At 64.2% G+C, this 11,760-nt stretch carries 9 protein-coding genes and 1 pseudogene; 2 read left to right on the forward strand and 8 right to left on the reverse strand.

Annotation, left to right across the window (positions count from 1 at the left end):
* Positions 1-139: 139 nt before the first annotated feature.
* The gene (locus NYR97_RS00770) at positions 140-844 is read right to left on the reverse strand and encodes an HAD family hydrolase (RefSeq protein ID WP_316698468.1); all 705 of its coding nucleotides are present in this window, start codon (positions 842-844) and stop codon (positions 140-142) included.
* A 234-nt stretch (positions 845-1,078) separates the two neighbouring features.
* Between NYR97_RS00770 and NYR97_RS00775 the strand changes: the two genes are divergently transcribed.
* Entirely contained in the window at positions 1,079-1,843 is a 765-nt protein-coding gene (locus tag NYR97_RS00775; RefSeq protein ID WP_316696076.1) for an ankyrin repeat domain-containing protein, read from the forward strand.
* Positions 1,844-1,879: 36 nt separating this feature from the next.
* Positions 1,880-3,073, forward strand: a pseudogene (locus NYR97_RS00780) (Tle-like phospholipase domain-containing protein).
* Positions 3,074-3,248: 175 nt separating this feature from the next.
* Here NYR97_RS00780 and NYR97_RS00785 read toward each other — a convergent pair.
* The 7 genes from NYR97_RS00785 to paoA all read right to left on the reverse strand — a co-directional run bounded on the left by NYR97_RS00785 (position 3,249) and on the right by paoA (position 11,490).
* Entirely contained in the window at positions 3,249-4,499 is a 1,251-nt protein-coding gene (locus NYR97_RS00785; protein WP_104591554.1) for a DUF819 family protein, read from the reverse strand.
* 231 nt (positions 4,500-4,730) lie between these two features.
* Positions 4,731-4,946, reverse strand: a complete 216-nt coding sequence (locus NYR97_RS00790) for a hypothetical protein (RefSeq protein WP_205394227.1) — start codon at positions 4,944-4,946, stop codon at positions 4,731-4,733.
* A 521-nt stretch (positions 4,947-5,467) separates the two neighbouring features.
* Positions 5,468-6,076, reverse strand: coding sequence for a nucleotidyltransferase family protein (locus tag NYR97_RS00795; RefSeq protein WP_316696079.1), 609 nt, complete (start codon positions 6,074-6,076; stop codon positions 5,468-5,470).
* Positions 6,077-6,631: 555 nt separating this feature from the next.
* Positions 6,632-7,678, reverse strand: a complete 1,047-nt coding sequence (locus NYR97_RS00800) for an XdhC family protein (protein WP_316696080.1) — start codon at positions 7,676-7,678, stop codon at positions 6,632-6,634.
* Positions 7,675-9,882: an aldehyde oxidoreductase molybdenum-binding subunit PaoC gene (paoC, locus tag NYR97_RS00805; RefSeq protein ID WP_316696083.1), complete on the reverse strand. Its 2,208-nt coding sequence runs from the start codon at positions 9,880-9,882 to the stop codon at positions 7,675-7,677. Before paoC ends, NYR97_RS00800 begins: the two co-directional genes overlap by 4 nt.
* A gap of 1 nt (position 9,883) precedes the next feature.
* Positions 9,884-10,834, reverse strand: coding sequence for an FAD binding domain-containing protein (locus NYR97_RS00810; protein ID WP_316696085.1), 951 nt, complete (start codon positions 10,832-10,834; stop codon positions 9,884-9,886).
* Complete coding sequence (gene paoA, locus NYR97_RS00815; protein WP_425613020.1) at positions 10,831-11,490, reverse strand: aldehyde dehydrogenase iron-sulfur subunit PaoA; 660 nt, start codon at positions 11,488-11,490, stop codon at positions 10,831-10,833. Before paoA ends, NYR97_RS00810 begins: the two co-directional genes overlap by 4 nt.
* Between the last annotated feature and the right edge of the window lie 270 nt (positions 11,491-11,760).

Consider the following 11,760-nt stretch of genomic DNA (forward strand, 5'->3'; position numbering starts at 1 on the left):
GCATGGATGCCGCCACCGAGCCTACATGGACGTACTTGCGGCGTGTCCCGCAAGCGGTGAGGGCACCGCGCGCTCGACTAACCAGGCTCTTGATCTAACGCATTTGACTGCAGCTAAACCAAACGACGACTCGACCTCCTCAGCCAGCGCGCTTTTGCGCGAGCCGCTCGAACAACGCGGGCAAATCGTGCATATCGTCGAACACCTCCAGCACGCCGATCCGTCGCAGGGTGTCGCCGTGCCCTTGCGGAATATGGCTGGCACCGGTAAAGCCCAGCACCTGCATGCCCGCCGCCAATGCGGCAGTCGCACCGGTGGGGCTGTCTTCGATCACCAGACAGCGCTGCGGCGCCACGCCCAGTGTGCGGGCGGCCAGCAGATAGACATCCGGCGCCGGCTTGGGCCGCTCCACCATATCGGCACTGAAGATATTGCCCGCCGCGCGTGCGGTGAGGCCGACGCGTTCGACCGAGGCGATCACATTGTGACGGCGGCTGTTGGAGGCTACCGCCAGCGGTAACGGAATCTGCTCCAGCGCGGCGCGCGCGCCTGCAATCGGCTGCACCTGCGCCTTGATCAAGGCTTCGCTGCGCGCCTGAATCTGAGCCAGCAACGTCTCTGGCAACTGCACCGAGAAATGCTCCTGCACCCGCAGCAACACCTCACGCGTGGTCTGCCCGAACGTGGTCCCCAGCAAATGCTCCAATGCCTCGGCCGGCACGAATGTAGCCAGTGCCTCACGCATCACTTGGTCTGCCAGTATCTCGCTGTCGACAAGCACACCATCGCAATCGCTGATCAATAAGTCGTAGACCATTGCACCCATCTGCTCGCAAAGCACCATTATGCCGGCCACGTTGTGACCGTTGGCTGTGGCCGGTTGCACGCGTGCGCGATGCCCGTCGTAATGCACAGACCAACGAGCGGCGGCAAGCGGACTGAACAAGTGAAATCCGCAGCGCCGGCCCATGTCACACAATCTTACCGCGCGCCCTTCGGGCAGCTGATAGGATCGGCCCCGCTGCGGAAGGACTTCATGCAGCGTCATCAGGAATGCGATCAGGAGAAGGAGATTTCGATGCAACCGCGATTCCCTGCCCTGCTCGTTCTTGCGACCTCGTTTCTCGCGGTCTCATGCACCGCCTCGCCCGGTGCCAAGGAGCAAACCACCATGTCAGCTACGCTGCAGGACCACACCGTCGCCTTCCGCGACCCCAGTCTGAGCGACATCGCCAAGGCCATCGCCCACGGCGACGTCGCCCGGATTCGTGCACTCGCCCCCACTGTCGATCTCGCCGCACACGGCGATCAGAACGTCACCTTGCTGGAGTGGGCGATCTGGAACGAACAACCACGCGCACTGGCCGCATTGCTCGACGCAGGCGCAGACCCGTCGTTGCCGGGCATGGATCAGGAAACGGTCGTGCATATGGCCGCGATGGCGCAGGACCCGGAGTATCTGCAGATCCTGTTGCAGCACGAGGCGCCGATCGATGTGGTCAGCGCGCGTGCGGGTTGGACGCCGCTATTCCGCGCGGTGCAGAGCAAGCGCGATGCGCAGATCGATTTGCTGATCAAGGCCGGCGCCGATGTGCAGCGCGTCGACCACACCGGCAACAGCGTGCTGCATCTGGCCGCGCAGAGCGGCGCGGCGAGTGCTGCAGTGCTGCAACTGCTCAACGCCGGTGTGGACCCCACGCTGCGCAATGCGCAGCAGAAAACCTTCCAGGCCTATTTCTTCATCACCCCGGATCGCCTGCTCAATGCCAGCGGTCAACAGGTCAGGTCGGATGTGCGCGCGTGGCTGAGCGCCCACAACATTCCCGTGGAAAGCAGCCGCTAAGCGGGCTTTTCGCACGACGAACGCAAGGAGCCGCGCATGAGCCCGTCCAATCCCACTGATTCCTCCACACCGTTCGCAGAGTCGATCCGCGGGCAACAGCCACGCCCGGAAGACCAACAGTTTCCGGCAGTGTTGCAAGACCTCTAAGCCACCGCTGCGCAACGTCGCGCTAGCGGCGCCGAAACTTTTGCCAGCTTGCCCAATGGCTGGTCGCGCATGGACGACAGCGCGCTCCAACAAGCCGGCATCGACCCCGGCTTGCTGCACGACGCGAAAAGCGGTTTCGATGCCGCGTTCTACCGCAACGATCGAGGCAACGTGGTGCTCGGCTTTTGCGGCACCGACGAAGGCAAGGACTGGAAGCACAACATCGGCCAGGGCCTGGGCTTCGACGACGCGCAGTACGCCTCCGCAATTCAACTGGGCAGCCAGGCCAGGCAGGCATTTGGCGACCAGGTGGTGATCACCGGTCACTCGCTCGGCGGCGGTCTGGCGGCGGCATCGGCAATGGTCAACGACATTCCCGCCGTGACCTACAATGCCGCAGGCGTCAACGACCGCACGCTGGAGCGGCAAGGTCTGGATGCATCGGCGGCCAAGGACTATGCCAGCAGCGAATTGATCCGCGGCTATCACGTCAAGAACGAGATTCTCACCCATCTGCAGGAAGACAGCATTCCGCTGAAGTGGACGATGCCCAATGCGGCCGGCCACCAGATCGAGTTGCCGGAGCCGGATCCGTTGTCGTTCGGGCAGCGCCTGGTGCCGGGCATGATGCTCAAGCATCGGCTGGACCTGCATGGCATGGAGTCGGTGATCAAGGCGCAGGACATGCAGTCGCCGGGGCAGGCGCAGGGCACGACCCTGCACACCGGCAGCCAGCTGTTCAACGACGCGGTGGTGCAACTTGACGGCCAGCGCGACCGCCTGGGGCTGCGCGACGATACTGCGTTTCTCAACACGGCCGCCAGCGTAGCCGCGCGCGCAAGCAGCGATGGTCTGCAGCGGATCGATCATCTGGTACCCAACCGTGACGGCGACAGCCTGATTGCGGTGCAAGGCCGGATGGACGACCCGGCGCATCTACGTAGCCAGGTGCAGACTGCGGCGGCAGCCAACGAGCCGGCGTACGGCAATGTCGGTCAGTTGCAGCAGCAGAATCAGCAGCAGGCGCAATCGCAACAGCCTTCCCAGCAGCAGGAAGCGCAGCGGCGCGGCCTTCAGCAGTAATCGCGACCGGGCACTGGCGCTGACCAGTGCCGGCTCGAGATGGCTGCCAACACTCCGCAAGCGGTCCTCGAACGGATACGGCAGTGCATTCGGCGTCACGGCAAACGCGTGATAGCTCTCGCGTAATGCCGACACGCTTCCCCCGACGGCGCCCCAGTCACCGCGACAGGCTTTATCAGCCCGCCCCAGCCATCGCGCGCAAGGTAATCCCAACCAGATAGGCCAGATAGGTGCCGGTGGCATAGCCCATCGTGCCGAGCAGCACACCGACTGGCGCCAATGCCGGATGGAAGGCCGCAGCGACCACCGGCGCGGACGCAGGGCCACCGATGTTGGATTGCGAGCCGATCGCGAAATAGAAGAACGGCACCCGCAGCAACCGGCCCAGACCCCACAGCAGCGCGATGTGCACGGCGATCCAGATCAGCCCGAGCAGGAACAGCCATGGCCGGTCCAGCAGCGCCAGCAGATCCATCTGCATACCGATGCAGGCGATCAGGAAGTACAGCAGCAGCGTGCCGATTTTGGAGGCACCAGCCCCCTCCAGCGTACGGGCGCGGGTGAAGCTCAGCAGCAAGCCCAGGCTGGTCGCCAACACCACCACCCAGACGAACGGGGTGTCCAGACTGAACTGGCTGGCCCAGCTCAAGTTGGCCTTGCACCATGCCGCGAGCGGATTGGCCAGCGCATGCGCCAGGCCGACGCCGCCGAACGCCACCGCCACGATCACCATCAAATCGGCCAACGTGGGAATGCGCGCGTGTTCGGCCTGGAAGCGCGCCATGCGCTCCTGCAAGGCATCCAGCGCGCGGGTATCGGCACCGCTATGCGCATCGATGTTGCGCGCCCGCCCGGCCAGGAAAATCAGCACCGCCATCCACACATAACCGACGCCGACATCGACCACCGCAAACTGGCCGAAGGTGGTGGCATCCACATCGAACACTTCGCGCATCGCCAGCATGTTGGCGCCGCCGCCGATCCAGCTCCCGGCCAGCGCGGCCATGCCGGCCCAGGTATCGCCCGCCACGGTGGCCGGATGCAGCCAGCGCATCACCCAGAACGCGACCACCGCACCCAGCATGATGCTCAGCGAAGCGCCCAGGTACATGGCCACCAGCTTGGGCCCCAGCCCCAGGATCGCGCGCAGGTCGATGCTCAGGGTGAGCAGGATCAGCGCGGCCGGCAGCAGCACGTCGCGGGCGATCGGGTTGTACAGACGGGTGTTGGCACCGTCGATCAGGCCGACGGTGTTGTAGATGCCCGGCAGCAGATAGCACAACAACAAGGCCGGCACCACGGCATAAAAGCTCCGCCACGGGCCGCGCTCGCGCGAGGAGGTCCAGAACACCGCCCCCAAGGTGGCGGCGATCAAGCCGAAGACGACGATATCGTTTTGGATCAGCGCAGAACCGGCGACATTCACTACGGGCGGACATCCAGAAAGTGGCCGCCAATGCGCGGATCGACCTACAGCGGCCGATGGCATGAATCTAGCCGACCCGGGCCTCTACGCACACCCTGGTATCGATGCTGACACCAGCATCGTCACTACGAGCTTGCCGCCGAGATGATTCGTGGGCGTGCGGGAAAGCCAATCGCCGATGTCGCAGATGTAAAGCGAACAGAGGGAGTTCTAGATGTTTGTCAGACGCTCTCAGCCATACCGCCGCACCACGCGTTCGCCCTCGGCGGTCTTCAACACCACGCCGCTGGGCTGGCCAGTGGTCAGGCAATGCAGTCTGGCCATCGCCTCGGCGTTTTCCAACGCGCCCTGCTCGCGCAGATAACGCAGCGGCGACCACTGCGGCCGGGTGACCCACCAGCCGCCCTGCTCGGGATGAATGCGTACAACGTAGCGGGACTCGTCCATCAGGCCTCCGGCCAGTGCGTGCAGCGATCGAACGATGGTGGGTAACGCGTGCGGGCTATCCCAGCGCGCTGCGTGGGAACGCGTTCTTCCATCAGCATGCCGACGTGCCCTTACTCAAGGGGCCGCGGGAGAGTGGCCAAGGGCCCCGCGTCCGGCATAGCCAGAATGTTCTTTCAATTATGGGAATACCGTCGGGTGGACACTGGCAGTGCGGTAGGAAAATTCTTACATGACACCGGTCAGGCGCAGCGCTACAGTCGATCCCGAGCGGCGAACAGACGTCGCGAGCGGCCGTCAGGTAGCGCGGACGGTGGCAGCGGGGAGGTCAATCGCGCTTGGGAAGTGCCTCGGGGGAGGAGTTGCATGCATCTGCTCAGGAAGTTCCAGTTTCCGGTCAAGTCCGCGCTGGTGGTGGGTTATGTCCTGGTGATCCGGGAAGCGATCGTGCTGTGGTCGTGAGTACGTCGGGCCTCTGACGCTCAGGCTGCCGCATCGCACGGACCGAGACCCGTCATGGCGTCTCAGTCCGCATCCACCCAGCCACGCTGTTGTGCAGCTGCCAGGTCGGCGGGCGTGTCCACGTCCAGGGCGAGCGCCGGTGCGCTCACGCAGCCCAGCGTCTGCACGTCCAGGCTGGCGAACAGGCCGCGCAGGCCGCTATCGGCCTGCAACGGCACTTCTGCCCACGCGGCATGCGTCACCACTGCGGGGATGCCGCGTACCCCGGCGTAGCCGCTGGTGGCACACCCCGAGACTGCATGACTGGCCTCTTCGAGTAGCGCACGCAGATGCGGCGCGTCCAGCGCGGGTTGATCGCAGCCCAGGATCAGGCTGCGCCGCAGCGTGGTGTCGTCCTGCACGTAGTGCCGCAACGCGGCCAGGCTGGAGCCCATGCCGGCTGACCAGTTGCCGTGCCGCAGCACTTCCACTTCCAGGCCTTGCAGGACATCGGTCAGTGCATCGGCCTCTGCGCCCAGCACCACCACGCAGCGGCGCGGCGCGGTCTGCAGCGCGAGACGCGCGAAGCGACGCAACAGCGGCTCACCGTCGCGCATCAGCAATTGCTTGGAACGGCCCAGACGACGGCCGGCGCCTGCCGCCAATATCAGTGCAGCATGATCGCTGCTCATGCGCTCGATGCCGTGTGGCGTGGCGACGAATTTCGCGGTGTCGGCTGTGACTCGCGCTGTGGACTGCCGACCTGCACAGTGCAGGCGGGAACTGTGCTTGCAGGCGACGGACATTGGTCAGCGTCGCGAGAGGCGTCGTCATAGTGATCAGAAAATACGGTCATGGCGACGTCGTGCGTATTGGGAATGCGCTCAGCGTAGAGATCCGAATGTGCGTGCGGGGTGACTACGTGCTGCGTGTCTACCGCGCATGTTTGTCAGGAGTACGCATCTCATCGGAATTGCGCTGTGGGCTATAGCGCCACGTTGCTTATCGAGCCGGAAATTCGCTGTATTCGTGCATCCACGCAGCGATTCGACGAATCAGTAGGCAAGCACTGTTGAACCAACCCGGGCCTTACATGCTGACGAATCTAATGCATGCCTATTAATGCATATTAGAAATAATTCGAATCAAGCAACGCGTGGATTGGATGAAATTCGGCGCTTCCGCTTTCAGGCAACCATCGGATCTGGAACGCTCGTGCACCAATTCAAGCGCAGCGGCATATCGCGTTACGCAACACGCGCATCAATACCGCGAGCCGCCGCGTCACTTACCGCGGCCGCCTGCAGATCGGCCACCACCTGTGTCGCCTCGGCGATGATGCCGAGCGCAATGGTGTGCGGCGACGAACGCCCCATGCGCCAGCCGGCCGGCAGTCGTAACCGGGCCAACGCTGCATCGTCGTGGCCGAGCGCACGCAGTGCCTGCAGGCGCGCTTCGCGTTTATGACGGCTACCCAGAATGCCGATACAGGCGACGTTGGATGCCAGCCCGCGATGCGCGACCTGCAGATCGATATCGCTGTCATGGGCCAGGCTGTACAACGCGCTGTCTGCATCCAGCACCAGATCCTGCAACGCCTCGCTCAACGCGCGGCGATCGTAGTGTTCCGGGGCCAGGCCAGGCGGCGGTTCGCTGGGGCCGTGCGGTCGCAGCACGCGCAGCTCGATGCCCATCTGGCTGGCCAGGGTCACCAACACCAGCAGCGCAGGATCGGCGCCGACCAGCACCAATCGCAATGGCGGCCGATGCGTTCGCAGGAATTCGCTGGCGCGTACATCTTGCGTATTCGCCGGGTAGCGCACTGCGCCGGACGCTCGATCCAGCGCGACATGGAACGCGCGGCGATGCTGACGCGCATTGCGCCAGCGCGCCAGATGCTCGCCCAGATCCGGCACCGGCCAGACCAGCACGCCGATGCGTCCGCCACAGCTGAGCTGGATGTCGAGCACCTCGCTGCCCTCGCCGTAATCGAGCCAACGCGGCTGGCCGTCGCGCAGTGCCGCGATGGCTTCGTGCGCCACCGCCGCTTCCACGCACCCGCCGGAGACATAACCGGCCACCCGGCCGTCTGCGCTGATCGCCATCTCGCTGCCCAACGGGCGCGGCGACGAGCCTTGCACGTCGATCAGCGTGGCGATCGCCACCCGCTGCCCTGCCCGATGCCAGGCGGTGAGCATCGGCAGCAAATCGTCGTGCAACGCATAGCTCGGCCATGCCGGCCACGCCGGCTCGACCGGCGTGGCATGCGCGACCGGGGCCACCAACGCACTCACGCGCGCAGCAACTCGGGCATGTGCGGCAGCAGCTTGTCGAGCGTGACCGGATACTCGCGCACGCGCACGCCGGTGGCGTTGTAGACCGCATTGGCGATGGCCGCAGCGACGCCACAGATGCCCAATTCGCCCACGCCCTTGGCCTTCATCGGCGAGGACAGCGGGTCGTTTTCTTCGAGAAAGATCACTTCCTGATGCGGGATGTCCGCATGCACCGGCACTTCGTAACCGGCCAGGTCGTGATTGACGAAAAAGCCCAGTCGCTTGTCGACCGCCAGCTCTTCCATCAAGGCGGCACCTGCGCCCATGGTCATGCCGCCGATCACCTGGCTGCGCGCCGATTTGGGGTTGAGGATGCGTCCGGCCTCGCACACCGCGAGCATGCGCCGGATGCGTACCTCTGCAGTGGCGATATCCACGCCGACTTCGACAAAGTGCGCGCCGAACGTGGAGAGCTGATGCGTCTTGGACAAATCGCCGAATTCGATCTTGTCTTCCACCACCAACGCACCGTTGGCCGCCGCATCGCCCAGCGCGATCCGCTTGCCGCCTGCGCGTACATGGCTGTCGGCGAATTCGGCCTTGGCCGGATCCAGACCGAGTTGCTTGGCAACGGCTTCGCGCAGCTTCACCGACGCTGCATACACGCCGGCCGTCGAGCTATTGGCGCCCCACTGACCGCCGGAACCGGCCGATGCCGGAAAGTTGGAATCGCCCAAACGCACGTCCACCCAATCCAGCGGCACGCCCATCATCTCCGCAGCGGTCTGCGCAATGATGGTGTAGGAGCCGGTGCCGATATCGGTCATGTCGGTTTCCACCACCACGCGCCCGCCCTGCTCCAGGCGCATGCGCGCGCCGGAGGTCATCGCCGGTGAATTACGGAATGCGGCTGCCACCCCCATGCCAACCAACCAGCGACCATCACGGGTGCTGGCCGGCTTGGCCTTGCGCTTGGACCACTCGAAACGCTTGGCGCCGTCTTCCAGACACTTGACCAACTGCCGCTGCGAGAACGGACGCTGCGGATTTTCCGGATCCACCTGGGTGTCGTTGACGATGCGGAACGTGACCGGATCCATGTCGAGCTTTTCGGCCATTTCGTCCATGGCCACTTCCAGCGCCATCAGCCCCGGTGCTTCGCCGGGCGCACGCATGGCGTTGCCTTCCGGCAGATCCAGCACGGCCAGACGCGTGGCAATCAGGCGATTGGCACCGGCATACAGCAACTGCGTCTGCGCAGCGGCGTTCTCGGCACCGCCCTCAGGCAAATCGCCCGACCAGCTCTCATGCGCAATCGCGGTGATCTTGCCGTCGCGCTGCGCACCGATGCGGATGTGCTGCACGGTGGCCGGGCGATGCGTGGTGTTGTTGAAGATCAGCGGCCGCGGCAACATCACCTTGACCGGGCGCCCCACCTGGCGTGCAGCCAACGAGGCCAGCACCGCATCGGCGCGCAGGAACAATTTTCCACCGAAGCCACCACCGATATACGGCGACATCAGGCGGACGTTTTCGCGCGGAATATTCAGCGTTTTCGCCAGATCGCCGGCACTCCAGTTGATCATCTGATTGGAGGTCCAGACGCTGAGCTTGTCGCCTTCCCACTGTGCGATGGATGCATGCGGCTCCATCATCGCGTGCGAATGGTCGGGCGTGGTGTATTCGGCATCCAGCTGCACCGGTGCGGCTGCGAAGGCGCCGGCGAAGTTACCGACCGCACTATTGGGCGCGCCGCCTTCCTTGGTGACCTTGGCGCCATCGCGTGCTTTTTCCAGATCGTAGGCGCCAACATGGCGACCGTAGTCGACCTTGATCAGCTGGCCTGCGGCACGCGCCTGTTCGAAACTCTCGGCAACCACCACGGCAATGGCCTGGTGGTAGTGCTGAATCTCCGGCCCGCCCAGCAATTTGGCCGTGTTGTATTTGCCTTTGTCCAGCTTTCCTGCGTTCTGCGCAGTGACGATGCCCAGCACGCCGGGTGCATTGCGTGCAGCACTCAGATCGATGCTGCGGATGGTGCCTTTGGAGATGCCTGCACCGACGACATGGCCGTAGGCCGCGCGAGCAGGCAGGTCGTGGTGTTCGTACGCATACGGCGCCTGGCCAGTGGTCTTGAGCGGACCATCGATGCGATCGACAGGCTTGCCGACGACCTTGAGTTGATCGATAGGATTGGTACCGGCGGGAGTGTCGAATTTCATATCAGGCCCTCGTGTCGGCCAGGATCGCGGTCAAGGTGCGCTCCACCAGCGGCAGCTTGAATGCATTGTGTTCGGTCGGCTGTGCGCCATCGAGCAGCACAGAGGCGATGGCACGCGCGCCTTGGCGCGACTGCGCTTCGGCGGCTTCGCTGCGCCAGGGTTTGTGCGCAACGCCGCCCACACCCACACGTGCGCTGCCGTCGCGCTGCACGACTGCTGCAACCGACACCAATGCAAACGCATACGACGCGCGGTCGCGCACCTTGCGATAGACATGCGTCCCGCCGATCGGCTTGGGCAAGCTCACCGCAGTGATCAGCTCGCCGCGTTCCAGTACGGTTTCCAGATGCGGTGTCTTGCCGGGCGCGCGATAGAACTCGGACAACGGCACGGCACGCGTCTGCCCATCGGGGCGAACCGTTTCCACCACCGCATCCAGCACGCGCATCGCAATCGCCATGTCGCTTGGATGGGTGGCGATGCAGTCTTCGCTGACACCGATCACTGCAAGCTGACGGTTGAAACCGCCGATCGCCGCGCAGCCGCTGCCAGGCAGGCGCTTGTTGCAGGGCTGATTGGTGTCGTAAAAATACGGGCAGCGGGTACGCTGCAGCAGATTGCCGGCGGTGGTCGCACGGTTGCGCAACTGCCCCGAGGCGCCTGCCAGCAAGGCACGCGACAACAGCGCGTAATCGCGGCGCACGCGCGCATCTGCGGCCAGATCGGTATTGCGCACCAGCGCACCGATCCGCAGGCCACCCTCCGGCGTAGCGTCGATCGTGTCCAGGCTCAGGCCGTTGACATCGATCAGGTGCGAGGGGATTTCGATCTGCAGCTTCATCAGATCCAGCAGATTTGTACCGCCTGCGATGAACTTGGCGCCCGGCTGACGCGCAGCCTTGGCTGCCGCATCGGCTGGCGAGGTGGCGCGCTCGTAGCTGAAGGCCTTCATGCGCGGTCTCCGGCGACATCGTTGATCGCGTCGACTATGTTGGAATACGCGCCGCAGCGGCAGATATTGCCGCTCATGCGTTCCTGAAGTTCGGGAGTGGTGAGCCTGGTCTTGCCAGTGAGATCTTCAGTGACGTGGCTGGGAATGCCGCGCTTGACTTCGTCCAGCACCGCCACCGCCGAACAGATCTGGCCCGGCGTGCAGTAGCCGCATTGATAGCCGTCGTGTTTGACGAACGCGGCCTGCATCGGATGCAGCTTGTCGGGCGTTCCCAGTCCTTCGATGGTGGTGATCTTGCCGCCCTGATGCATGACGGCCAGCGACAGGCAGGCGTTCATGCGCTGCCCATCGACGATGACCGTACACGCACCGCATTGGCCGTGGTCGCAGCCCTTCTTGGTGCCGGTCAGGTGCAAGTGCTCGCGCAAGGCGTCCAGCAACGTGGTGCGATTATCCAACGTCAATGTCACCGGCTTGCCGTTGACCTCGAAGGCAACCTGGCTCGACGGATTGGCCGGTTCGACCGCTTGACGCTGCGACATCGCATTGGCGGCAGTCGCCGCCATCGATTGGGTTGCGGCAACGCTGGCTGCCGACGCCGTGCCAGCGATCAGTACCTCGCGACGGGTCATCTTGATGTCTCTCATGGCTGGCATCTCCAACAATGCTGGCTTATTCAGTTCTTAAATAATGTGAAGCGTGGCCGGTCACAAGCGCGTGAGTAAGTGCCATCGGCGCGGACTGGAACACGGAGGTGAACCACAGGAATGGGCCGAGTTTAGTGCCGGTCTATGCGCACATTGGCGGCATGGGGTGCATGCGCCTATGAACCCCGCTCATCATTGCGGCCAAGGATTTCACGACGTGTTCGCATGCGCGCAGCAGGCGAGTTTCTCGTCATCCAACCACGCGCGTGGCCGCTCGCA

Source organism: Xanthomonas hydrangeae (genome assembly GCF_032697525.1).
Classification (GTDB): domain Bacteria; phylum Pseudomonadota; class Gammaproteobacteria; order Xanthomonadales; family Xanthomonadaceae; genus Xanthomonas; species Xanthomonas hydrangeae.